Origin of the sequence: Pseudomonas protegens (genome assembly GCF_013407925.2) — a bacterium.
Lineage (GTDB): Bacteria > Pseudomonadota > Gammaproteobacteria > Pseudomonadales > Pseudomonadaceae > Aquipseudomonas > Aquipseudomonas fluorescens_AP.
In genome coordinates this window covers 930102-952312 of sequence record NZ_CP060201.1, presented here as the reverse complement: position 1 = coordinate 952312, position 22211 = coordinate 930102, and the positions used below count along the sequence as shown (strand labels likewise).

Sequence of the window (22211 nt, the reverse complement as noted above, 5' to 3'; positions counted from 1 at the left end):
CAATCGGCCCGACGGCAACCCGGTGGGCAGCGAAGCGCCCACCAGCAGGTCAGGTTGTTCGGGGCCTGGGCACCTGGCGCTGGTAGTGGGCCAGGCTGGCACGGGCGCTGTCGACGCTGGTGCGGACCTGGGTCACGTCCAGCGCCGACACCTTGCCGGCGCTGCCATTGCGCATGCTCTGTTGGTCCGCCGCCAGGGTCCGTGGGGAGCTACGCATTGATCAGCTTCGTGACAGCAGATCCTGATGCGGACGGGGCGACTTCAGGCGCCGACCATCCACTTGGCCAATCCGTGACGACCGCTAACCCCGAGCTTGGCGGCGGCGCGCTTGAGATAGGTTTCCACGGAGCTGTTCTTGACGCTCAGGCGCTGAGCCATTTCCGGCACGGTGCCGCCAGTGAGCAGCCCCAGGCACACCTCTTTTTCCCGGGCCGAGAGGCTGATGTCGCCCAGCGACAGACGCTCGTCGAACTCCCGTTGCAACGGGTTCTGCTGCGCCGCAGTGACGGGCCTGGGACTCCAGCTGGACAGGTTCTTCAGGGCCTGTTGCCGGTGCAGTTGAGCGTGGCGCTCCAGCAGCGGCAGCAGGGTTTGCGACAGGCTCTTGAGGAACGACAGCTCGGAGAGGGAAAAGCCGCCCTGCTCGGCGTCGCGGTAGAGGCCGATGACACAGCGGCGATTGGCTTTGCGCGAGACCAGATGGCATTGATGCGCGGTGGTGCGGGAGTGGCCACTGCGGGCCTGGGCATTCATTTGAATCAGCAGCGAGTCGTCCATTTCCAGCATCTTGTGCAGCAGCGGGTCATGACGTCGCGGCGGCTCCGGCAGCGGCAGATCCTTCTGCAGCCCGGCGCGCCCCAAGAGGGTAATGGACAGGGAACTGGCCTGGTGCTCGTCCAGGGTCCATTCACTGAGCACCAACTGGCCCGCCGGCACCCGCTTGTCCACCAGTTGCAGCATCTCGCTGGCGAACTGTGGGTGGCCGGTGTGGGAAATCAATTGTCCCAGTTCGAAGTAGAAGTGCGGCATTTCCATGTTCGCAATACTGCTGGTCAGACTCATATCCTTAATCATCCTTGATCGAGACAAATCGCTGATCTAAGCGCGCTTGCCACGCTGTGCGTGGCAGATTCCCGATGAGCCTGAACCGCTCTTCGGAACTGAATTTAAGCCTATGGCTTTGCCCGGCGTCTGTAAGGGGAAACGGGGACAGGCAAGCCATGCCAGAGCCTTGTCCAGGCATTGCGCCAAGCCTCTGTAACAACCCTTTGGCGCCAGCCGGTGGGGTTTTCGGCGGGTTCGCGCGGGCCCGGGTGGCTCGTCCGGGGCAAGGGTGCGAAGACCCGCGCCAGGCCATGAGCGTCGTCGACGGATAGCCAATTTCCTACAGCTGAATCAGCCGATCCGCAAGGCTGTGCCAGGGCGACTCGCCGCTGTATACCATCGGTGGCGATGCGGTGCTCAAGCGGCCGTTCCGGCCCGGGCTGATGCCGCGCGCCTGGAGCCGATCGAAGCGTTGGCCCGGGACTGATCCGCGCCCGGACAACCCCGCCGGCGCTGGGGCCAGCGGGGTCGGGTCAGCGGGTCAGGACCGGTGTCGGATCAGGCCGGTGCACCATCGTTGCTGCCCGGCGCGTCTTCCTGGGGCGAGTACATCCAGCGCAGCAGCGAGTGGCGGCCACTGATCCCGAGCTTGATGGCGGCGCGCTTGAGGTAGCTCTCCACGGTATTGACCTTGAGCTTGAGCTGCTCGGCCAGCTGCGGCGCGGTACGCCCGGCCAGCAGCCCGACACAGACCTCCAGCTCGCGGTTGGACAGGTGCAGCCCGGACTGCTCCAGGCGCTCGGCAAAACGCAGGCGCAGGGTCGTCAGGCCCTCGATGGCGGCACCGTTCTGCTCGGCACTGTCGCCGTGTGGCTGCAGGGCGCTGATGTGCTTTTCCACCATGGGCAGCAGCAGCGGCGAGATGTCCTCCAGCAACAGCCGCTCCTGGGGGGAGAAGCTCTGGGCCTGGCTGCTGCGGTACACCGAGAGCACGTAGTGGTACGAGTCCTTGCGGCCGGTCAGGTGCAGTTGCGCCGGATTCAGGTTGCCGCGTTGGCGATGCAGCAGTTGGCCCTGGACCGGCTGCTCGGGCTGCTCGGGAAAAGCGGCGCACAGCAGCGGATCGTTACTGGCATGAACGTCGCCGCACAGCGGATGGCGGGTCTGCATCAGGGGCTTGCCGGGTCTGCCGGCGCCCGCCTGCGGGTCGGCCCGCAGTTGGGTGATATGGGTGGCGTCTACAGCCAGTTGGGTGAGTATCAGGTCGTGCAGCATGCGCGGAAAACTGCGGCTTCCGGTGCTGGCGATGACCTTGCCAATGTGTGGAAACAGTATTTGTGAGTTCATCATTTCATCCATGAATGAGGAGGTGTGGAAGGGCTGCCTTATAGCAACGAGTTTGGATGGCGGTTGATTTAGCTCCTGTTTACGCTGAGCGACGAAGGGTCGCCTCGTATCCTAGTACAGGGTGCTGATGGCTGTTTGATGAAGTGCGCAAAATCTTTCACAGCTGGCGCGGCGGTGGGTGCCGCAGGGCACGGCACCCGAGGAGTGGGACGCAGTGGGCCGGGCTATTGGCGCTTCTCGCAGTTGACCATCCATGGCACGCCAAAACGGTCTACCAGCATGCCGAAGCGCTCGGCCCAGAAGGTGGCTTCCAGCGGCATCTGCACCTTGCCTTCCTCGGCCAAGGCGGCGAACACCCGTTCGGCTTCGGCGGCGGTGTCGATATTCAGCGAGATCGAGCAGCCGTGGATGCCCAGATAGGGCAGCTCCGGCGTGGTGTCCGAGCCCATCAGCACCTGATCGCCGACGCTCAGGCGGGTGTGCATGATGCGTTCGTGACAGTCGGCACTGATGTGCTCGCGAGCCGGGCTTTCGCCGAAGGTCATCATCATTTCCAGGGTGCCGTTCAGGCATTTCGCATAGAAGGTGAAGGCGGCCTTGCAGTCGCCGTTGAACACCAGGTAGGGATTTATTCTCATGTTGTGCTCCAGTCGCAGGGGGCGCGCGGGCTTGTGGACGAACTTCCTTAGCAAAGCCCTTATCCGCCTGGTCCGGAGGTTTTTTATAGATGGTTTTTCCATGCTTGCCCGGGCCGCTATAACCGTCGCCGCGCCTGGAGCGGGCGCGGCGGCGGGACTGGCGGCGATTACAGGCGCGGCTGCTCCGGCGGCAGGCCCAGCAACTGGTGCAGGGTGTTGATCAGGGCCTGCTGGCGCAGCCGGTCCTCCTGGTGCCGGGCTTCGGCGGCGGCGACATCGGCGTGGCAGTGCGGGCAGGTGGTCTCGACGGCGTGGATGTACTCCAGGCAATTGCGACACAGGGCCAGGCGCGGCGGGATGCGGCCTTCGGCGGGGGAGGCCTGGCCCTGGTTGACCCAGGCCAGCTTGATCACCTGGCCGCTGTCGCTGACGCTGGCCACGGCTTCGCCGGTGTCGATGCGCTCGGTGATCAGGTCGAAGCGGCCCACGGAGAAGGACGCCGGGCCCGCATCCTCAAGCTTGACGATGCGCTCGCGCAGGCCTTTTTTCTGCAGGTCCAGGGCCCGGTAGTGGCAATAGGGGTTGTTGCCCGGCTTGCCCAGCAGCGAGTGCGAGGTCCAGGTGCAGCCGCCGCGGCAGACGTCGTTGTAGTAGCAGCTGCGGCAATAGCCCCACAGGTCGTCCACCGAGCGCAGGCGGCCAAAATGAATGCCTTCGCTGTAGTGCCAGATGTCGTGCAGGCTCATGTTGCGCACGTTGCCGCCGGAGAACCCGACGGTGGCCAGGGACGGGCAGCCCTTGACCGTGCCGTCGGCCTCCAGGGCCAGCACCGTCTGCCCGGCGGCGCAGCCGGTCCAGTGCACCCGGTCGTCGCCGAAGCCGCGCCACATGTGTTCGTAGGGGCCGTAGTAGCCGATGTTGTTGCCGATGTTCATCAGCAGGCCGCGCTCGTTGCCTTCGCGGTACAGGCGCGCCAGCAGCGGCATGACCTCCAGCAATTGATAGGGCTGCATCAGCAGTTCCGGGTGATCCACGGCGTTGCCCATGGCCACCGTCAGCTGGATCTGCCAGTGCTTGGCGCCGGCGTCGATGATCAGGTCCATCAGGGCCGGCAGGTCGGGCAGGGTGGCGGCGCCGATCTGCGTGTTGACGCTGATCTTGAGCCCGGCCTGCCTGGCCCGGCGCAGGGTGTCCAGGGCCTTGTCGAACGAGCCCGGCACATTGCGCACCGCGTCGTGCAGCGGCGCCAGGCCGTCCAGGGACACGCCGACGCCATCGAGCCCGGCGTCCACCGCGGCCTGCATCTTGGCCGGGGTCAGGTTGCGTCCGCCGGTCTGGATCGCCACGTACATGCCGTGGTCGTGGATGGCCTGGATCAGTCGCGTCCAGTCCTTGCGCAAATAGGCTTCGCCACCGATCAGGGTGATTTCCCGGGTGCCCAGCGCGGCCAGTGAATCGATCACCGCCAGGCACTCCTCGGTGCTCAGTTCACCGGGACGCCGATGCCCGGCGCGGGAGCCGCAGTGCAGGCACTTGAGGTCGCAGGCGAGGGTGATTTCCCAGACCACGTGCACCGGCACATAGCGCTTGAGGTCGTTTTCGCTGAGGTAGCGGGCGGGGAGACGGTCTGACATGAAAGATCCTTGCGCACCCAGCGGTGCGCGGCAGCAACCCATCGAAACAGGCGCGCCTTCCGTGGGCGGTGATGGCGCGATCGGTTTGGCCCAAGTCGGGGCCGCCCGCTGACGGCCGGCCCCGCTGGCCTGGACTCAGCGGCGCTCCAGGCGGCTGATTTCCGCCTGCAACTGCTGCACCGCCTGGCTCAGGTTTTCACTGTTGGCCAGTTGCTGCTCGCCCTGGGCCACCAGCGCCTTGAGCCGCGCCAGGTCGCCGCTGGTCTGGGCCTCCTGCAGCGCCACCGCGTACAGCGGGTGGGGATGCATAGACGGCTGGCCGGCCTGGACTGCGCGTTCGCCGGGCTTCTGCTCCACCGGTGCCTGGCTCACGGCGGCGTGTTGCACCACATGCCAATGACCCTGGTACTGGTACTTGTAGCTGGCGAAGCCGCTGGCCCAGTCGAGGCCGAGAATGCCCTGCAGATGAAACGTCTCGGCGATCTGGCTGGTCGGGCCGCTGGGGTTGCCGGCCAGGCTGAGGATGATGTGGCCCTCGCTGGACGGATCGAGCTTGACCTGGGAGTAGTCGCCCCACACGTCCGCGCGGAACTGCAACGGTGGCGAGGTGCTCTGGGTGATCCGGGCCACGCCGCTGACCCTTTTCTGCGGGGTGTTGACCAGCAGGTCGAGGGTCAGCACCGGCGCTCCGATCACGGGATTGGCGACGATGATGCGGGTATGGAACAGTCCGATTGTCATGCTGCAACTCCTTATCTGGATAGAAGGCATCAGGTTCGATGGAGGGCCTTGATCAGCGGCGTTCCTGCTTCTTGATCTCGGCCTTGGCTGCGTCCAGCGCGGTGCGGATCAGCGGCAGCTGCTCCAGTTGCTGGGTGGCCACCCGATGCAGGCTCTTCATCTGGGCCAGATCGCCGCTGGCGATGGCGCCGTGGATCGGCCCGCCGTACAGCGCGGCGCTGGTGCTGTTCACGGCGCTGTAATGGCCCTGGTGCTCTGGTGTCGACAGGGTGCTGGACTGCACCGTCTCCTGCAGATGGGCCGGCACCTGATTGACCGAAACCCAGTCATGGCCGTTGAAGTACTGGTAGTTGGCGATGCCTTCCTTCCAGTTGTCGCCGACCACCAGGTGCAGCTTGAAGGTGATGATGGCGTTGGAGCCGGGGCCGCCCTGATTGCCCTGGGCGGTGATGAGGATCTTGCTGGTGCTGGGGTGCATGACCGTGAGGTAGGTGTACTGACCCCAGACATCGCTGTGCAGGTCCAGGGGCGAGTTGACCGCCTGGGTGATGGTCGAACCGCCGCGCACACTGTGGTCGGGGGTGTAGACCAGCAGGTTGAGAATCAGACTGGGCGCCCCGGGCTTATCGGTGCCGATGCGATAGCTCAGGGGGAACAGACCTTCGGCGTGGGAATTGGAACCGGACATATGCTTTGCCTCCATTCAATGACGGGGAAACAGCGATCAGTGCTGCTCCAGCCGGGCGACTTCCTTGGCCAGCTGTTCGTAGGCGTTTTTCAGATCCTTGGGCTCGCCGCCCTTCGGATCGCGCTTGGCCAGCAGGGCTTTCATCTGGGGGAGCTGGCCTTCGGCGATGGCCGACTGGATCGCGACGCCGTAGGGGACAACCGTGTGTTGCGAGGTGGGGCTCATGGTGTGTGCCTTCCGTGGGGGTTAGGGGGGGCTGCGGTACTTGGCAGCTTTTGCAGTTAAGCAGCGCGGGGGGAATTGGCGGGGTAATGGCACATTGATTTTGTGGGTTTCCGACAGGTGGATTCACGGGGGTAAGGGGTTGATTTTGTGGAAATTCCAAAGGGCGATATGCAGGGGGGAGGTGATTGCGGATGGCGATAGAGGGGGGCTGGTGGTTTCGCTTTTGCAGCGGTGGGTGGGGGACATGTCCGTTGCTGCGGTCACGGTGGCTTGGGGGGTCGATCTTGCGGTGAGTGGGGCGGGGTACATATCCGTTGCGGCGGGTGCGGTTGCTTTGGGGGTCGATCTTGCGGCGAGTGGGATGGGGTACATATCCGTTGCTGTGGGTGCGGTGGCTTAGGGGGGCGCTCTTACGGCGAGTGGGATGGAGTACATATCCGTTGCTGCGGTCACGGCCACTTAGGGTTTCGCCCTTACGGCGAGTCACTTTTACCAAACGCCGTAAAAGTAACCAAAAGGGCTTGCCCCTCCATACGGCCCCTCGCTGGGGCTCGGGGTGCCCGAGCTCCGGCATTGCTCCGGGGGCCCGCCGCCAACCGGCCATCCATGGCCGGGTGGCGGCTAGCTCGGCATCCATGCCGAGCTGCCCCCTACGCAACGCCTGCGCTCGGCCTGCTGGGAAGGGGCCTGAAGATCAAGAGCAAAAGCCAAGCGCGTTTTACGCGCTATCTGTAGGAGCCGGCTTGCCGGCGAAGGGGCCCGTGAGACATGCAGCGCCTGAGCTGGCGCTTTCGCTGGCAAGCCAGCTCCTACATGGGGGCGGTACACACCGCGCCATCTTCAGGTCGGCCGCAAGGCCGCCGTCAGATTTTGCCTTTGCCTTTGCCTTTGCCTTTGCCTTTGCCTTTGCCTTTGCCTTTGCTTTTGATCTTCCTGCCCCTTTAGACACGATGGCCGAACGCAGGCATTGAGCCGTGGGTAACCCGGCAGGACGCCGGGTTAGCCGCACTGGGCCAGGGATGGCCCATTGCGGCGGCCCACGGATCAATGCCGGAGTGAGGGCATGCCGAGCCTAGGCGAGGCACCGAGTGGAGGGGCAGAAGCGTTTTGCTCACTTTTGCGCTCTTCAAAAGTGAGTCGCTGTAAGAGCGAAACCGCCAGCGGCCGTGACCGCAGCAACGGATATGTACACATCCCACCGCAACAACGGATACGCACACTCCACCCCCCCAAAAAAACCTCAAACCACCCCCAACTCCCTCAACTGCCGCCGCGTTTCCCCACCGGCCACATGATGAATCGCCCGCCACCCCAACGCCCTGGCCGCGACGATATTCGGTGCATGGTCATCAATGAACACCAACTCCTCAGGCGCCACCCCCGGCACATGCACACGAATGCGCCCCAGGGCCGTGTGATAGATCTCGGCATCCGGCTTGATCTGCCGCTCCTGCCCCGACACCACGATGTCGCGAAACCTCTGCAAAAACGGGTAGTGCTCCCAGGCATAGGGAAAGGTTTCCTGGGACCAGTTGGTCAACCCGAACAGCGGCACCTGCGCCCGGTGCAGGTCCTCCAGCAGGGCCACGCCGTCCTCCAGTGGCCCCTTGAGCATTTCCGGCCAGCGCCCGTAATAGGCCTCGATCAGCGGCGCATGTTCCGGGTGCTCGGCCACCAGGCTGCGGGTGGCTTCGGCCAGGGGCCGGCCGGCGTCTTGCAGGGTGTTCCAGGCCTGGGTGCAGACGCTGTCGAGGAACCACTGGCGACGTTCATCGTCGGGGATCAGCTGGCGGTACAGGTGGTGCGGGCTCCAGTCGAACAGCACGCCACCAAAATCGAAAACCACGGCACGAATCGTCATGAACACTTCCTTTTCTGCGGTTGTGGGCCAGGCGCCATCCTGCGACGCGAAGCAGTGCATTGCAATTTGCCCCTGGCCACTGGCGCCAGCGTTCGCGGGCCTACGACCCCTGGTCAAGCTGAAACAGTGACCCCGGCGCGCCGACACGCGGCAGTCGCCGCGCGGGTTGGCGGGTGTAAGGTAAATCCCCCAAGCCCCAGGCACGCGGAGAACAAGGGAGGTGTCCATGAGTACGCCGCTGCTGAACAAGCTGCAGCTCAACGGCTATCAGGTATTGAGCGTCAACCACGGCCCCTGGAAGGTCTGTACGGCCGGTGACCGGCTCGCCACTTTCGGCACCCGGGAAGAGGCCATGGCTTTCGCCGCCGCCTTGCCGGTGCGCAAGGTGTCACCGGCCACCAAGCAGCGATAGCCCCCTCGACACTAAAAAGCCCCGAACGGTTCGGGGCTTTTTAGTGTCGGGCAAGCGCCGGGTCAGTCGACAATCACTGGCTCGTTCGGATCATCACTCAGGCATACGGTCAATTGCTCCCCGGCCTTGTTGAACGCGCAGCGGGGCAGGGATTGCTGTTTGATGAAGCTCAGCGGCGGGAGGATGAAGATGGCCGCCAGGATCAGCGCCCAGAAGGTCCGCAGAAACAGCACATCGGCGCTTTGCGCGGCAGGCCGTGGGGCCAGGCGTCGACGCCAGTACAGGTACAGGCCGCTGACGACGAACAGGCAGGCGATACCCATCATGTAGTCCAGCTCCCAGGCCTGGGGGCTGAACGCACGGCTGCCATCTTCATCATCCGGGTAGGTGAGCCGCCACCACACCCCCAGCAGCAACGGCACCAGCCCGGCCAGCAGCCACGCCATGCGCGCGCCGGGCATCCGGGTCAGCAGGGCCAGGACCAGGCCGATCAGGCACAGCACCCAGGCAAACAGGTACAGCTGAAAACCCATGGCGCCGCCGAACAGCGTGCCGCTGACATCCCGCGGTTGCATCATTTGCACGTCGCACAGCAGCATCACCGACAGCGGGATGGCGACGACGATCCAGCACAGGGGGCGGTACAGCCACAACCACAGGGTAAACAGGCGAGACATGGGCACACTCATCAAGGTCGAGAAAACAAAGAGGCCAGGGGGCGATCAGTCGACAATCACCCGGGTGCCAGGACCCAGGCATACGCTCAACTGATTGCCGGCCCGGTCGAAGGCACAGTAGGGCAGGGGCTTGCGGGTGATGGCCAGCAGCGGCGGGAGGATGAAGGTCGTTGCCAGCACCAGGGCCCACAGGGTGCGCAGCAACAGCCCATTGCGAGTGGCGGGTGGACGCGGCTGGAGCCGCTGCTGACGCAACAGGTGGACGCCGCCGCAGACCAGGGCAAAGCCGAAGACCATCACATAGTCCAGCTCCCGCGGCTGGATGCTGAAGATCAGGTTGCCGTCGAAATCATCCGGGTAGTTGATCCGCCACCACAGGCCCAGCAGCCCTTGCACCAGCCCGGCGACGATCAGGGCCAGGCGCGCGCCGGGTACCCGGGTCAGCAGGGCCAGCAGCAGCCCCAGGACGCTGAGGGCCCAGCCGCCCAGGTACATCACAAAGCCCATGGAACCGCCGAACAGAGTGCCGCCGACCTCCCGGGGCACGATCAGGTGCAGGTTGCAACGGATCATGCTGGCCGTGGGCGCGGCGACGGCGATCCAGCACAGCGGCAGGTAGAGCCAGGAACAGAGGGTGTACAGACGGGACATGAAGGGACTCGATTGGGCAGCGGGTATCCGGTCCGGCGCCACGGGGCGCCGGGCCGGCAGGTTCAGCGTTGGTTGCGTTTCATCGCAAAGGCGATCCGGTTCTGCAGGTCGACCGAGTGGCGGTACTCACTGGCCCGGCTCAGCAGTTTCGGGCGCAGGGCCAGCAGGGCAAAGGCCAGTGCCGGAACCAGATAGATCAGCAGCAGCGCGGCATGGGCCAGGGTGTCGCCGCTGTACAGGCGGTCGATGATGCCGAACAGCTGCAGGCCCACTTCCAGGCAGCAGAGCACGCCAAAGGCCACGATGTACTGCGGTTTCAGCTTGATCAGGTTGATGATCAGCAGCAGTACGCCGCCGAGGATCAGCATCGAACTGACTTGCAACAGCAGCGGCTCATCGGCGAACACCCTTCGCGTTAGCTGGCTCAGAGGGCCGCCGATGCCGATCAGGGCCCAGATCGCCATCAGATAGATGTACCAGGGGCGTTTGCCGGGTTGACGCAGGGCGGCGGCACCGTCGTTGGGGGTTTGACGTTCCATGTGAACTCCGGAATTTATTCAGGTCGGGCAGGGCTGGGGCGCTGGGGCAACGGGTACCCGTCAGCTGCAAAGCAGCGTAGTGCCTGCGGCGAACAGCGCCAGGGCGAGGCTGATGCCCACCAGGGGAATACGAAACCAGTAACGGATCGCCAGCAGCCACAGGCTGGCGAGAAACCCCAGGCCGATCAGCAGCAGGCCGGGGGCCTCCAGCAGCAGGGCCGGGTGCAGCCAGGCCAGGTAGCCATAGACCAGGCCGAACAGCATCGCCCCCAGGCTATGGCTGGCGTTGAAGCCGACCCAGGCGCGCCACAGGCTGGTCTGGCGGGTGATCATCGGCGACACCTGGCGCATGCGTTCGGCCAGGGCCGGGTCACGGGGCTGGAATTTGTCGCTGGCGAAGGTGTAGGTCAGGTGCAGGGTGCCGAGCAGCAGCACGATGGCTGAGCTGGCGATGATCAGGGCGGGGGCCAACACGTTTCTTCCTTGGGCGGTGTCCGGGTGCGAAGTATGCCGGGCCGCCTGGGGTTTTGCATCCGTGGGGTGTTGCCTGAGCTTGGAGCTTGGAGCTTGGAGCTTGGAGTCGGGGCAGGGCGGCCGGCGCCCTGCCCGGGCACTCAGAACTGCTCGGCGTCGAGGCCGAACAAGGAGGAGCTGCCAGCGCGGATGCTCTGCTCCAGGCTGAGAATGCGCGGCAGCATGCGGCTGAAGTAGAAGCGCGCGGTGGCCAGTTTGGCACCGTAGAAACCGTCGTCTTCGGAACGCTTGTGCTCGGCCACCTGGGCCATGCGCGCCCACAGGTAGGCGTAGGCCACGTAGCCGAACAGCTGCAGGTATTCGACGCAGGCGCTGCCCACCGCGTTGGGGTTCTGTGCCGCCTGTTCGCGCAGCCAATCGCTGAGGTCTTCCAGGCGCTGCACCGCGTCCAGCAGCTCGGCGGCGTAGGCGGCGCCGGGCAGGTAGGCGTAGTCGCGGATCTCGCCGGTGAACAGGCGCAGGGCCACGCCGCCGTTGCCCACCACCTTGCGCCCCAACAGATCCAGGGCCTGGATGCCGTTGGTGCCTTCGTAGATCTGCGCGATGCGCACATCGCGCACCAGTTGCTCCTGGCCCCATTCGCGAATGTAGCCGTGGCCGCCGAAGACCTGCTGGCCCAGCACGCAGCTGTCCAGCCCGGTGTCGGTGAAGAACGCCTTGGCCACCGGGGTCAGCAGCGCCACCAGGGCTTCGGCGTTGTGCCGCTCATGGGGCTGGTCGGCGAACTTGGCCAGGTCCAGCTGCTGGCCGACGTAGCTGGCAAACGCCCGGCCGCCTTCGGTCATGGCCTTCATGCTCAGCAGCATGCGCCGCACATCGGGGTGGACAATGATCGGGTCGGCGATCTTGTCCTTGGCCACCGGACCGGCCGGGGAGCGGCTCTGGATCCGTTCGCGGGCATAGGTGCGGGCGTTCTGGTAGGAGTTCTCGGCGCAGCCGATACCCTGGATGCCGATCGACAGGCGCTCGTAGTTCATCATGGTGAACATTGCCGCCAGGCCCTTGTTGGCCTCGCCGATCAGCCAGCCGCTGGCGCCGTCGAAGTTCAGCACGCAGGTGGCCGAGGCCTTGATGCCCATCTTGTGCTCGATGGAACCACAGCTCACCGCGTTGGCCGCGCCCAGGTTGCCGTTGGCGTCGACATGGATCTTCGGCACCAGGAACAGCGAGATGCCCTTGGGCCCGGCCGGGGCGTCCGGCAGCTTGGCCAGCACCAGGTGGATGATGTTCTCGGTCAGGTCCTGCTCGCCGCCGGTGATGAAGATCTTGCTGCCACTGATGCGGTAGCTGCCGTCGGCCTGGGGTTCGGCGCGGGTGCGGATGATCCCCAGGTCGGTGCCGGCGTGGGCCTCGGTCAGGCACATGGAACCGGCCCAGCGGCCTTCGTACATCGGCGGCAGGTACAGCTGTTTCAGCGCTTCGCTGGCGTGGGCGTCGATGGCCAGGCAGGCCCCGGAACTCAGGGCCGAATACAGGGCGAAACTGGAGTTGGCGGCGTAGAGCATCTCTTCGAACTGCACCGCGAGCATCTTCGGCATGCCCATGCCGCCGTAGGCCGGGTTGCCGCTCAGGCCGACCCAGCCACCCTGGATATAGGTGCTGTAGGCCTCCTTGAAACCGGCCGGGGTGCGTACCTGCCCGGCGTGCCAGCTGGCGCCTTCCTCGTCGCCGCTGCGGTTGAGCGGGGCGATCAGGTTGCCGGTGACCTTGGCCGCTTCTTCAAGAATGGCGTCGGCGGTGTCGGCGTCCACGGTATCGGCCAGGGCCGGCAGACGGGCCCAGAGCTTGGGTGCGTTGAACACTTCATGCAGGACAAAGCGCATATCGCGCAGCGGAGCGTTGAATTCGGGCATTGCAGGAACCTCGGGCAAAAGGGGAGGTTGAGCGGCCATGGCCGCATGAATCACTAACGAAAATCCCACCATCTTGTAGGAGCCGGCTTGCCGGCGAAGAGGCCCGCGAGCCATGCATCGCCCTGGCCGACGCCTTCGCTGGCAAGCGGAGCGCCGCCCGGCCAGCTCCTACAAGGGCTGGGTCGGTGTATTCAGGCTAGAGGTTTTTCGCCAGGTCGCGCAGGACGAACTTCTGGATCTTGCCGGTGGAGGTCTTGGGCAGCGTGCTGAAGACCACGGTGCGCGGCACCTTGAAGCCCGCCAGGTGTTTGCGGCAGAAGGCGATGATCTCGGCTTCGCCCACGTCCTGGTGATCGGCCTTGAGGGTGATGAAGGCGCAGGGTGTCTCGCCCCATTTTTCGTCGGGCCGGGCCACCACCGCCGCTTCCAGCACCCCCGGGTGGCGATAGAGCACGCCTTCCAGTTCGATGGTGGAGATGTTCTCGCCGCCGGAAATGATGATGTCCTTGAGCCGGTCGCGGATCTCGATATAGCCGTCCGGGTGGGTCACCCCCAGGTCGCCGGTATGGAACCAGCCGCCCTCGAAGGCTTCGGCGGTGGCGCTGGGGTTCTTCAGGTAGCCCTTCATCACGGTATTGCCGCGCATGAAGATCTCGCCGATGGTCTGGCCGTCCCGGGGCGTCGGTTCAAGGGTTTTCGGGTCGGCCACCATCAGCCCTTCCAGGGTCGGGTAGCGCACCCCCTGGCGTGACTTGATCTGCGCTCGCTGCTCCAGGGGCAGCTCGTCCCAGGCCGCGTGCCAGGCACACAGGGTCACCGGGCCGTAGACCTCGGTCAGGCCGTAGACGTGGGTGACCTTGATACCCATCTGCTCCACGGCGCCGATCACCTTGGCCGGTGGCGCGGCCCCGGCGACCATGGCGTTGACCGGGTGGTCGATGGCCGCCTTGGCCGATTCCGGCATGTTCACCAGGGCATTGAGCACGATGGGCGCGCCGCACAGGTGGGTGACCTGATGCTCGCGGATCAGGTTGAGGATCTTCTGCGGGTCGACCCGGCGCAGGAACACATGCACCCCGCCCAGGGCGGTGACGATCCACGGGTAGCACCAGCCGTTGCAATGGAACATCGGCAGGGTCCAGAGGTACACCGGGTGGTTGCCCATGGCCCAGATCATCTGGTTGCCCAGGGAATTGAGGTAGGCGCCGCGGTGGTGATAGACCACGCCCTTGGGGTTGCCGGTGGTGCCCGAGGTGTAGTTCAGGGCGATGGCCTGCCATTCGTCTTCTGGCCACTGCCAGGGATACTCCGGGTCGCCCTCGGCGAGAAACGCCTCGTAGTCCAGGTCGCTGACCGCCTGGCCTTCGCCGTATTCCGGATCGTCGACATCGATCACCAGCGGCGGGTGGTCGAGCATGGCCACGGCGGCGTGGATCACCTCGTGGAACTCGCGGTCGGCGATCAGCACCTTGGCTTCGCCGTGGGCCAGCATGAAGGCGATGGCCTCGGCGTCCAGGCGCACGTTGAGGGCATTGAGCACGGCGCCGATCATCGGCACGCCAAAATGCGCTTCGAGCATCGCCGGGATGTTCGGCAGCATCACCGCCACCGTGTCGTTCTGGCCGATGCCGCGCCCGGCCAGGGCCGAAGCCAGGCGCCGGCAACGGCTGTAGGTCTGGGCCCAGGTGCGGCGGATCGAACCGTGGATCACCGCCGGATACTCGGGGTAAACCGCAGCGGTGCGCTCGATGAAGCTCAAGGGGGAGAGGGCGATATGGTTGACGGCAGACGGCGCGAGGCCTTGCTCGTAGATGGACATGGTTCGGGTACCCGGTGGCTGATTATTAGCTCTATTGGCCGAGGCTTTTTGCAGGCGCTCGGTGACTTATCCGGGGTCTTTTATATACTGTTTGTCGATTGATATGGAAGTACTACCTGAGTTGTATAGTAGTTGTACTATATTAAATATCCGCTGTTGCCACCCACAGGTTGATCGACCATGCCCACCTCCACCCACCTGAGCCGCTGGTTGCTGCTACAGCGCGCAGGCCAGTTGCCGGACTCGCCCTGGCTGGGCCACGACCCGCAGCCGAGCCTGCTGCTGGACGCCCAGGCGCAGCCACTGGACCTCAACCCGGCGCTGCGCCAGTGGCTGGACGATGCGGCCACTGACGATCTCGCGGCGCTGCTGCCGGTCAACCACCCGGCCCTGGTACGGGCCTGCCTGGAGCAGCAGCGCGCCATCGAACAGGTGGAGGCCCAGTGGGGCGAACGCATCCTGCTCTGGAGCTTTATCCCCGATCCGCATCGCCAGCGGGTGCTGGCCCGCTGCCAGGAGGCCACTGCCCGGGTCCAGGCCGAGCGCGAGTCGGCACGGGCCCGGCGCCTGTACCGGCTGATCACCGAAAACACCACCGACCTGATTTCCCGGCACACCCCGGACGGCACCTTCCTCGACGCCTCGCCAGCTTCCTGGACCCTTTTGGGCTACTGGCCCGAACAACTGCGCGGCCTGCTGGCCCGCAGCCTGTTCCACAGCCAGGACCTGGCCGGGCTGATGCAGCGCACCCAGGACGCCCTGGAGCAGGACGGCTACCACACCATGACCTACCGCATCCGCCATCGCGACGGTCATTACCTGTGGTTCGAAACCGCCTGCCGCGGCATCCGTGACACCTACACCGGCACCGTGGTGGAAGTGGTGGCGGTGTCCCGGGACATCACCGCCCGGGTCCAGGCCGAAGAGAACAAGCGGCGCCTGGCGGAAGTGGTGGAGGCCAACCCCGACCCGGTGCTGTTTATCCAGCCCGGCGGCGCGGTGACCTACCTCAACCCGGCGGCGCGGCGCACCCTGGATCTTGCCGCCGGGCAGGCGATGCCGGCGCTGGCGGCGATCCTCAGCCAGGAAGTGCTGCAGAGCCTGCAACAGGAAGGCTGGAGCTGTGCCGAGCGCAGCGGCCGCTGGAGCATCGAGACGCGCCTGCAACCCCCGGCCGGCGGCGCCTCGGTGCCGGTGTCGCTGATGCTCCTGGCCCATCGCGCAGCGAGCGGCGAGCGCTTCTACTCCCTGGTGGCCCACGACCAGAGCGAGCGCGAACTGCGCGAGGCCCAGCAGCGCCATCACCAGGACGAACTGGCCCATAGTGCGCGGCTGGTGACCCTGGGCGAACTGGCCTCGGGCATCGCCCACGAGATCAACCAGCCGCTGGCCGCAGTGGTCAATTACGCCAATGCCAGCCAGCGCTACTTGCAGGCCCTGGACACTCAGCCCGAGGCCGCCCGCAAGGTCGCTCAGGGCCTGGAGCGGATCGCCGAACAGGCGACCCACGCCGCCGAAGTGATCAAGCGCCTGCGGGCCTTCTTGCGCAAGGGCGGGCGCCGGGTGCAGGCCCTGGACCTCGCCGAAGTGGCCCGGGAAACCGTGCGCCTGTGTGCCTGGGAAGCCCAGGCCAGCCAGGTGACGATCGACTTGCAGCTGGCAGATAATCTGCCGCCGGTGTACGCCGACCGGGTGCTGCTGGAGCAGGTGCTGCTGAACCTGCTGCGCAACGCCATCGAAGCCAATCGCGAAGTGCATCCACAGCAAGGCTCGCACATTGTGCTGGGCGCCGAAGCGGCGGCCGAAGGCGGGGTGCGGATCAGCGTCAGCGACCAGGGCCCCGGCGTGTCCGCCGAACAGTTGCCCCAGCTGTTCACCCCGTTCTACACCAGCAAGGCCAACGGCCTGGGGCTTGGATTGTCCATGAGCCGCAGCATCGTCGAAGGCTTTGGTGGCGACTTGCAGGCTCAGCTTCAGGAGCGTGGCTTGACGATGTGCTGCCGGTTGCCGGCCACGGCCCCGGCCGATCCCGATTCAGCTTCCCACCCGACAACAGGAGCAAGGCAATGACAAGCGAGGCGCAGCAGTTGGTGTATGTGGTCGACGACGACCCGGGCATGCTCGACTCCACCGTCTGGCTTCTGGAATCGGTGGGGCTCAAGGCCGTGCCCTTCACCAGCGGTCGCGAGTTTCTCGAACACTGTGACCCGAGCCTCAATGCCTGCGTACTGCTGGATGTGCGCATGCCCGGCATGGGCGGCCTGAATGTCCAGGAGGAGCTGCGCCTGCGCGATATCCACCTGCCGCTGATCTTTGTCAGCGGCCACGCCGACGTGCCGATTGTGGTCCGCGCGTTCAAGGCCGGTGCGGTGGACTTCATCGAAAAGCCCTACAACGAACAGCTGCTGCTGGACAGCGTGCAGCAGGCCCTGAGCCGCGCCGATAGCCATCAGACCCAGAGCGCCGGGCAGGCCCGGGTGCAAGGTTTGCTGGAGAGCCTGACGCCACGGGAGAAGGACGTGCTGCTGCCGCTGGTGCAGGGCTACACCAACCGCGAGATTGCCGAGCAGTTGGGGGTCAGCATCAAGACCATCGACCTGTACCGCTCACGGGTGATGAAGCGCATGCAGGCCGAGCACCTGCCGCAGCTGGTGGGCATGGCGATTGCCGCCGGGCTGGTGGACCCGCTGCACCTGCGCTGAGGCTCAGGCCACCGCGCTGTGCAGCGGCGTGCCTCCCAGCAGGCGCTCGATGGCGCCGCTGAGCAGGTTTTCCAGCAGGGCTTCGCGTTCACGCTCGGCCAGCGCTTGCTCGCTGAACCAGCTGGGGGCGCTGTTCAGCAGGTTGGCCAGGGCATGGGCGGCGGCGCGCTGGGCCTCTGGGCCAAGGCCGGGCGGGGTGCCCAGCAGTTGCAGCAACTGTTGCTCGTAACGCTCGCGCAATTGCCCGACCCGCAACTGCTGGTCGGGATTGAGGCAGCCGCTGTCGCGCTCCACCAGACGAAAATGCCGCGGCAATTCCCGGTGCAGCTTCAAGTGGGCGCGGATCAGCGCCGGCAGGCAGTCGCCCTGTAGCTTGCGTCGCTGCAGGCGCTTGAGGGTGCTGTGCAGCTCATCGAAGAACTCTTCGATCAGGTCCAGCAGCAGGTGCTGCTTGCTCGGGTAATGGTGGTACAGCGAGCCCGGGGTCAGCCCCAGATGGCTCGCCAGCTCACGCATGCCGACCTGGCCGAAGCCCTTGCTGGCGAACAGCTCCAGGGCCTTGTCGCGGCTTTCGGCAAAACGTGAGCAGCGCTCAGCCATAGGTATGGAAACCCCGACCGGTCTTGCGCCCCAGGTAGCCGGCGGCAACCATTTCCTTGAGCAGCGGCGCGGGGCGGTACTTGCTGTCGTTGAAGCCGTCGTAGAAGGCTTCAAGGATCGCCAGCAGGGTGTCCAGGCCGATCAGGTCGGCCAGGGCCAGCGGGCCGATGGGCTGGTTGCAGCCCAGGCGCATGCCGGCGTCGATGTCCTCGGCGCTGGCCAGGCCTTCCTGGAACACCAGGATCGCCTCGTTGATCATCGGCACCAGGATGCGGTTGACCACAAAACCCGGGCGGTTGCCGGCGGTGATCGCGGTCTTGCCCAGGCGCTCGGCCATGTGCATGGCCAGGGCGTGGGTCGCGTCGCTGGTCTGCAGGCCGCGGATCACCTCGATCAGGCCCATCACCGGCACCGGGTTGAAAAAATGCAGGCCGATAAAGCGCTCCGGCGCGCTGACGCTGGCGGCCAATTGGGTGATCGACAGCGACGAGGTGTTGGAGGCAATCACGCACTCGGCGCTGACCTGGGCGGCGATCTGCTGCAGCACCTTGAGCTTGAGGTCGAGGTTCTCGGTGGCGGCTTCGATCACCAGTTGCGCGTCCTTGAGCACGCTGTAATCGGTACTGATGCGGATCTTGTCCAGAGCGGCGCGCTTGTCGTCTTCACTCAAGGTGCCCTTGCTCACCTGGCGGTCGAGGTTCTTGCCGATGGTGGCCAGGGCCTTGTCCAGGGCGCCCTGGGCGATGTCCAGCAGGGTCACGTCAAAGCCCGCCTGGGCGCAGACCTGGGCGATGCCGTTGCCCATGGTGCCGGCGCCGATCACCCCGATATTCGCAAGATTCATCTTCAGCTCTTCCTTTGTTCATGGCCTTCGCGGAGCATGGCGCGGTTGCCTTGCCCTGCGGGTTATCCAGCGCGAGTCTAGAGCCGCACACGGTGCCCGGCCTATGCCGAAAGCGGTCAAGGGTGCTGGCGTTTTTTGCCATAGGTCCAGCTACGGGAGCACAGCCTCTACATGCGTGAAACGGATTCGGTCGCGGTCTACTTTGTCCGGGTGATGACCCACGCCCTGCGCCAGCAGCCGGCGCGGCTGGCGGCGGTACTGAGCGAGGCCGGCATCGACCCGGCGTTGCTCGACCAGCCCCGGGCGCGGGTGCCCGGCAGCGCCTTTGCCGCCCTGTGGCTGATCCAGATCCGCGAGTTGCAGGACGAATTCTTCCAGCTCGACTCCCGCGGCATGCCGCCGGGGGCTTTCGCCCTGATCTGCCGCGGACTGATCCAGGAGCCCAACCTGGAAAAGGCCCTGCGCCAGTGCCTGAACAACTTTGGCCTGTTTTTACGGGACGTCGGCGCCCACCTCAGCGTGCGCGGCAAGCGCGCGGTGATCAGCCTTGAAAGCCACTGCGCCGACCCGCTGCGCTGCCACTACGCCGAAGAAACCCTGCTGGTGCTGATCATCAGCCTGTTGTGCTGGCTCGGCGGGCGGCGAATCCCCATCGACCGCGCCGATTTTCGTCATTCACGCCTGAGCCTCAGCGATGATCCGCTGCTGTGGGGCAGCAACCTTAGCTGGAACGCCGGGCGCACCGAGATCGAATTCGCCAGCCGTTTCTTGCGCCTGCCGGTGGTCCAGGACCTGGCCTCGCTCAAGGTGTTCCTGCGCAGCGCGCCGCAATGGCTGGTGATCCGTTTTCGCAACCAACACGGCCTGACCACCCAGGTGCACCAACGCCTGCGGGGCAGCCACTACAGCCAATGGCCGACCCTGGAAGCCTTCGCCCGCGAAGTGCAGATGAGCGCCAGCACCCTGCGCCGGCGCCTGGAGCGCGAAGGCGGCTCGTACCAGGAGATCAAGGACGAAGTCCGCCGCGGCGTCGCCGTCGAGCTGTTGCGCCGCACCAGCGTCAGCATCAGCGAGATTGCCGAACTCACCGGCTTCCAGGAGCCCAGCGCCTTCCACCGCGCCTTCAAGAAATGGACCGGCGAAAGCCCCGGTCGCTACCGCGCCCGCCTCAACCTACCCCTGTAGCCGCTGCCGCAGGCTGCGCAGGAGACGCGAGGCCTGCTAAGGCGCTGAAGATTCGGCGGGAGACCGCCAAGCAAGGCCCTGCGGGCCTTTGCGCAGCTTCGCGGGCTCAGCAGCGGCTACACAGAGCGCAGGGATCGCAGGGCCGCTTCCTGTAGCCGCTGCCGCAGGCTGCGAACGGCTCCGAAGGAGACGCGGGGATTTTGAAGGCGCTGAAGATTCGGCGGGAGATCGCCAGGCAAGGCCCTGCGGGCCTTTGCGCAGCTTCGCGGGCTCAGCAGCGGCTACAGGGGTTATCCATTTAGGGTTGGAGGCTGCGGCCGGGCATCTGGATGCCGTGCTGCTGCACGCGGCGGTAGAGGGTGGCGCGGGAGATGCCCAGGGCCTTGGCCGCCGCCACGGGTTTCCAGCGGTGGCGCACCAGGGCGTCCAGCAGGGCCTGGCGCTCGGGGCTGGTGGCGGTTTCCAGGGCGGGCAGGGCGCCTTCGGCCTCGGCGCCGCGCAGTTGTTCGGGCAAGTCATGCAGTTGGATCAGCGGCCCTTCGCACACCGCGCAGGCGTAGCGCAGCACATGGCGCAATTGCCGCACATTGCCCGGCCAGCGGTAGCCCAGCAGGCATTCCAATGCCGCATTGCCCAGTTGCACCGGCGCGCCGCAGCGCTTGGATTCTTCTTCGACAATCCGGGTGATCAGTGCCAGCCGGTCGCTGCGTTCGCGCAGCGGCGGCAGCTGAAAACGCGCGCCGCCGAGGCGGAAATACAGGTCTTCGCGAAAGCTGCCTTCGGCCACCAGCGCTTCCAGGTCGCGGTGGGTGGCGCAGATCACCTGGATATCCACCGCCTTGCGCTGCGCGGCCCCCAGCGGCGCCACTTCACCCTCGGCCAGCACCCGCAGCAGGCGGGTCTGCAAGGCCAGGGGCATGTCGCCGATTTCATCGAGGAACAGGGTGCCGCCATCGGCCTGTTGCAGCAGGCCCTGCATGCCCTTGCTCGACGCTCCGGTAAAGGCCCCGGCGACGTAGCCGAACAGCTCGCTCTCGATCAGGTTCTCGGGAATCGCCGCGCAGTTCACCGCGACAAAGGGCCGGTCCCGGCGCTGGCTGGCCTGGTGCAGCTGGCGGGCGAAGACTTCCTTGCCGGAACCGGTTTCGCCCTGGATCAGCACCGGCAGGTGGCGGTCCTTGACCCGCACCGCCAGGCGCAGGCTCTGTTCCACTCGCGGGTCCAGCGGTTCGCCGGCCAGGCTCAGGCGCGGGCGCTGTGCCGGGCGCTTTGGCGCTTGCAGGCGGCCGTGGAGGTTGTCGGAAAGGGGGCACAGGGCTTCGTCGCGGGCGCGCTGCAACAGCTGCGGGTCGAACACCTGGGTGATGTGCTGCGGCAAGCGGCCATAGCGGCGCAGCAGGTAATGGCGCGCCGCCGGGTTGAGCGCGCGCAGGCAGCCGTCGTCGTCCCAGGCCAGCAGGTAATCCGGCTGGCTGTCGACATAACCCGGGCTGGCATGGGCCCGCAGCACCCAGTAGCCCTGGGCGCTGTTCATGAAGAATGCCTGTTCGATCTCTCGCGCGCTCTGCACCACCATCTGCCGGATCAGGTGCTGGGAACGGCGGTCATCCGGGGAGCGCACCGCCGACACGTCCAGTACCCCCAGCAGCTCGCCCTGGGGATCGAACACCGGGGCGGCGGAGCAGGTCAGGCCGATGAAGGCGGCACGAAAGTGGTCGCGCTTGTGCACGGTGATCGGGGTGCGCGCGGTGAGCACCGCGGCCACGCCGCAGGTGCCTTCTTCACCCTCCGACCAGCAGGTGCCCAGGTACAGCCCGGCCTTGCGGCAGTCGTTGCGCAGGGTGGATTCCACCCGGTAATCGATGGTCTGGCCCTGGGCGTCGGTGAGCAGCACGCAGTAGTCGGCGTCGCGCACCCGGCCATGCAGGCGCGCCACTTCTTCGCTGGCGATGCGCAGGAACAGCTCGGAACGCTCGCGGCATTCCTTGAGCACGTTTTCGGACAGGATGCGCGGCCCTTGCAGCGAGCCGGGGTCCAGCTGGTGCTGCTCCATGGAGCGCCGCCAGGAATCGAGGATCAGGCTCGGCACCGGCGCCTGGGGCAGGTGCGCGGCGTTTTTCAGGACCCGGCTGACGCAGTCCACATGGGCTTTGGAATGTGCGGAAAGCATGGAGGCCTCCGGTTGCAGCTTCTTATCGTTGTCGGCGCATTAAGCGC

At 65.9% G+C, this 22211-nt stretch carries 22 protein-coding genes; 4 read left to right on the top strand and 18 right to left on the bottom strand.

Going from position 1 to position 22211, the window contains the following annotated elements; all coding sequences use genetic code 11:
- Positions 1–49: 49 nt before the first annotated feature.
- From GGI48_RS04395 to GGI48_RS04355, 9 genes are all read right to left on the bottom strand, one after another.
- Complete coding sequence (locus GGI48_RS04395) at positions 50–217, bottom strand: hypothetical protein (protein ID WP_179597212.1); 168 nt, start codon at positions 215–217, stop codon at positions 50–52.
- A 44-nt stretch (positions 218–261) separates the two neighbouring features.
- Positions 262–1062 carry a helix-turn-helix transcriptional regulator gene (locus tag GGI48_RS04390; protein ID WP_047305111.1) on the bottom strand — a complete coding sequence of 267 codons (801 nt, stop codon included), beginning with the start codon at positions 1060–1062 and terminating at the stop codon, positions 262–264.
- Positions 1063–1602: 540 nt separating this feature from the next.
- Complete coding sequence (locus GGI48_RS04385) at positions 1603–2391, bottom strand: helix-turn-helix transcriptional regulator (RefSeq protein WP_047305110.1); 789 nt, start codon at positions 2389–2391, stop codon at positions 1603–1605.
- Positions 2392–2615: 224 nt separating this feature from the next.
- A complete protein-coding gene (locus GGI48_RS04380) occupies positions 2616–3029 on the bottom strand; it encodes a VOC family protein (protein ID WP_179597210.1) in 414 nt (137 codons plus the stop codon).
- A 167-nt stretch (positions 3030–3196) separates the two neighbouring features.
- On the bottom strand, positions 3197–4663 hold the full coding sequence (locus GGI48_RS04375; protein ID WP_179597208.1) for a GDL motif peptide-associated radical SAM/SPASM maturase: 1467 nt from the start codon (positions 4661–4663) through the stop codon (positions 3197–3199).
- 135 nt (positions 4664–4798) lie between these two features.
- Positions 4799–5404 carry a DUF1842 domain-containing protein gene (locus GGI48_RS04370; protein ID WP_016967604.1) on the bottom strand — a complete coding sequence of 202 codons (606 nt, stop codon included), beginning with the start codon at positions 5402–5404 and terminating at the stop codon, positions 4799–4801.
- 52 nt (positions 5405–5456) lie between these two features.
- On the bottom strand, positions 5457–6092 hold the full coding sequence (locus GGI48_RS04365; RefSeq protein ID WP_179597206.1) for a DUF1842 domain-containing protein: 636 nt from the start codon (positions 6090–6092) through the stop codon (positions 5457–5459).
- Positions 6093–6128: 36 nt separating this feature from the next.
- Positions 6129–6317, bottom strand: coding sequence for a DUF1843 domain-containing protein (locus GGI48_RS04360; RefSeq protein WP_047305105.1), 189 nt, complete (start codon positions 6315–6317; stop codon positions 6129–6131).
- 1240 nt (positions 6318–7557) lie between these two features.
- Complete coding sequence (locus tag GGI48_RS04355) at positions 7558–8178, bottom strand: HAD family hydrolase (RefSeq protein WP_179597204.1); 621 nt, start codon at positions 8176–8178, stop codon at positions 7558–7560.
- Between the two features lie 226 nt (positions 8179–8404).
- Here GGI48_RS04355 and GGI48_RS04350 point away from each other — a divergent pair, with 226 nt between their 5' ends.
- A complete protein-coding gene (locus GGI48_RS04350; protein WP_016967251.1) occupies positions 8405–8590 on the top strand; it encodes a hypothetical protein in 186 nt (61 codons plus the stop codon).
- A 62-nt stretch (positions 8591–8652) separates the two neighbouring features.
- Here GGI48_RS04350 and GGI48_RS04345 read toward each other — a convergent pair whose 3' ends face one another.
- From GGI48_RS04345 to GGI48_RS04320, 6 genes are all read right to left on the bottom strand, one after another.
- Complete coding sequence (locus GGI48_RS04345; protein ID WP_179597202.1) at positions 8653–9267, bottom strand: hypothetical protein; 615 nt, start codon at positions 9265–9267, stop codon at positions 8653–8655.
- 45 nt (positions 9268–9312) lie between these two features.
- Positions 9313–9918, bottom strand: a complete 606-nt coding sequence (locus tag GGI48_RS04340) for a hypothetical protein (RefSeq protein ID WP_179597200.1) — start codon at positions 9916–9918, stop codon at positions 9313–9315.
- Between the two features lie 62 nt (positions 9919–9980).
- The gene (locus tag GGI48_RS04335; RefSeq protein ID WP_179597198.1) at positions 9981–10457 is read right to left on the bottom strand and encodes a hypothetical protein; all 477 of its coding nucleotides are present in this window, start codon (positions 10455–10457) and stop codon (positions 9981–9983) included.
- A 60-nt stretch (positions 10458–10517) separates the two neighbouring features.
- Positions 10518–10931 carry an LIC_13387 family protein gene (locus tag GGI48_RS04330; protein ID WP_179597196.1) on the bottom strand — a complete coding sequence of 138 codons (414 nt, stop codon included), beginning with the start codon at positions 10929–10931 and terminating at the stop codon, positions 10518–10520.
- Positions 10932–11071: 140 nt separating this feature from the next.
- Complete coding sequence (locus GGI48_RS04325) at positions 11072–12844, bottom strand: acyl-CoA dehydrogenase C-terminal domain-containing protein (protein WP_179597194.1); 1773 nt, start codon at positions 12842–12844, stop codon at positions 11072–11074.
- Between the two features lie 196 nt (positions 12845–13040).
- Positions 13041–14663 (bottom strand): acyl-CoA synthetase, encoded by a 1623-nt coding sequence (locus GGI48_RS04320; protein ID WP_179597192.1) that lies wholly within the window; start codon positions 14661–14663, stop codon positions 13041–13043.
- 180 nt (positions 14664–14843) lie between these two features.
- On the opposite strand from GGI48_RS04320, the gene GGI48_RS04315 reads away from it, so the two are divergent.
- Together GGI48_RS04315 and GGI48_RS04310 are read left to right on the top strand one after the other, a co-directional pair.
- Complete coding sequence (locus tag GGI48_RS04315; RefSeq protein WP_179597190.1) at positions 14844–16733, top strand: PAS domain S-box protein; 1890 nt, start codon at positions 14844–14846, stop codon at positions 16731–16733.
- Entirely contained in the window at positions 16730–17365 is a 636-nt protein-coding gene (locus GGI48_RS04310) for a response regulator transcription factor (RefSeq protein WP_179597188.1), read from the top strand. The genes GGI48_RS04315 and GGI48_RS04310 overlap by 4 nt, the downstream gene beginning before the upstream one ends.
- Before the next feature lie 3 nt (positions 17366–17368).
- On the opposite strand, the gene GGI48_RS04305 is transcribed toward GGI48_RS04310, so the two are convergent.
- Together GGI48_RS04305 and GGI48_RS04300 are read right to left on the bottom strand one after the other, a co-directional pair.
- Positions 17369–17965 (bottom strand): TetR/AcrR family transcriptional regulator, encoded by a 597-nt coding sequence (locus GGI48_RS04305; RefSeq protein WP_179597186.1) that lies wholly within the window; start codon positions 17963–17965, stop codon positions 17369–17371.
- The gene (locus tag GGI48_RS04300; RefSeq protein ID WP_047303216.1) at positions 17958–18809 is read right to left on the bottom strand and encodes a 3-hydroxybutyryl-CoA dehydrogenase; all 852 of its coding nucleotides are present in this window, start codon (positions 18807–18809) and stop codon (positions 17958–17960) included. Before GGI48_RS04300 ends, GGI48_RS04305 begins: the two co-directional genes overlap by 8 nt.
- A 171-nt stretch (positions 18810–18980) precedes the next feature.
- Here GGI48_RS04300 and GGI48_RS04295 point away from each other — a divergent pair, with 171 nt between their 5' ends.
- Positions 18981–19994, top strand: coding sequence for an AraC family transcriptional regulator (locus GGI48_RS04295; RefSeq protein WP_179597184.1), 1014 nt, complete (start codon positions 18981–18983; stop codon positions 19992–19994).
- 298 nt (positions 19995–20292) lie between these two features.
- On the opposite strand, the gene GGI48_RS04290 is transcribed toward GGI48_RS04295, so the two are convergent.
- The gene (locus tag GGI48_RS04290; RefSeq protein ID WP_179597182.1) at positions 20293–22164 is read right to left on the bottom strand and encodes a sigma-54-dependent Fis family transcriptional regulator; all 1872 of its coding nucleotides are present in this window, start codon (positions 22162–22164) and stop codon (positions 20293–20295) included.
- Between the last annotated feature and the right edge of the window lie 47 nt (positions 22165–22211).

Coding starts and splice junctions, on each gene's coding strand:
- GGI48_RS04395 (WP_179597212.1), bottom strand. CDS start 217: ATGCGTAGCTCCCCACGGACCCTGGCGGCGGACCAACAGAGCATGCGC.
- GGI48_RS04390 (WP_047305111.1), bottom strand. CDS start 1,062: ATGAGTCTGACCAGCAGTATTGCGAACATGGAAATGCCGCACTTCTAC.
- GGI48_RS04385 (WP_047305110.1), bottom strand. CDS start 2,391: ATGAACTCACAAATACTGTTTCCACACATTGGCAAGGTCATCGCCAGC.
- GGI48_RS04380 (WP_179597210.1), bottom strand. CDS start 3,029: ATGAGAATAAATCCCTACCTGGTGTTCAACGGCGACTGCAAGGCCGCC.
- GGI48_RS04375 (WP_179597208.1), bottom strand. CDS start 4,663: ATGTCAGACCGTCTCCCCGCCCGCTACCTCAGCGAAAACGACCTCAAG.
- GGI48_RS04370 (WP_016967604.1), bottom strand. CDS start 5,404: ATGACAATCGGACTGTTCCATACCCGCATCATCGTCGCCAATCCCGTG.
- GGI48_RS04365 (WP_179597206.1), bottom strand. CDS start 6,092: ATGTCCGGTTCCAATTCCCACGCCGAAGGTCTGTTCCCCCTGAGCTAT.
- GGI48_RS04360 (WP_047305105.1), bottom strand. CDS start 6,317: ATGAGCCCCACCTCGCAACACACGGTTGTCCCCTACGGCGTCGCGATC.
- GGI48_RS04355 (WP_179597204.1), bottom strand. CDS start 8,178: ATGACGATTCGTGCCGTGGTTTTCGATTTTGGTGGCGTGCTGTTCGAC.
- GGI48_RS04350 (WP_016967251.1), top strand. CDS start 8,405: ATGAGTACGCCGCTGCTGAACAAGCTGCAGCTCAACGGCTATCAGGTA.
- GGI48_RS04345 (WP_179597202.1), bottom strand. CDS start 9,267: ATGTCTCGCCTGTTTACCCTGTGGTTGTGGCTGTACCGCCCCCTGTGC.
- GGI48_RS04340 (WP_179597200.1), bottom strand. CDS start 9,918: ATGTCCCGTCTGTACACCCTCTGTTCCTGGCTCTACCTGCCGCTGTGC.
- GGI48_RS04335 (WP_179597198.1), bottom strand. CDS start 10,457: ATGGAACGTCAAACCCCCAACGACGGTGCCGCCGCCCTGCGTCAACCC.
- GGI48_RS04325 (WP_179597194.1), bottom strand. CDS start 12,844: ATGCCCGAATTCAACGCTCCGCTGCGCGATATGCGCTTTGTCCTGCAT.
- GGI48_RS04320 (WP_179597192.1), bottom strand. CDS start 14,663: ATGTCCATCTACGAGCAAGGCCTCGCGCCGTCTGCCGTCAACCATATC.
- GGI48_RS04315 (WP_179597190.1), top strand. CDS start 14,844: ATGCCCACCTCCACCCACCTGAGCCGCTGGTTGCTGCTACAGCGCGCA.
- GGI48_RS04310 (WP_179597188.1), top strand. CDS start 16,730: ATGACAAGCGAGGCGCAGCAGTTGGTGTATGTGGTCGACGACGACCCG.
- GGI48_RS04305 (WP_179597186.1), bottom strand. CDS start 17,965: ATGGCTGAGCGCTGCTCACGTTTTGCCGAAAGCCGCGACAAGGCCCTG.
- GGI48_RS04300 (WP_047303216.1), bottom strand. CDS start 18,809: ATGAATCTTGCGAATATCGGGGTGATCGGCGCCGGCACCATGGGCAAC.
- GGI48_RS04295 (WP_179597184.1), top strand. CDS start 18,981: ATGCGTGAAACGGATTCGGTCGCGGTCTACTTTGTCCGGGTGATGACC.
- GGI48_RS04290 (WP_179597182.1), bottom strand. CDS start 22,164: ATGCTTTCCGCACATTCCAAAGCCCATGTGGACTGCGTCAGCCGGGTC.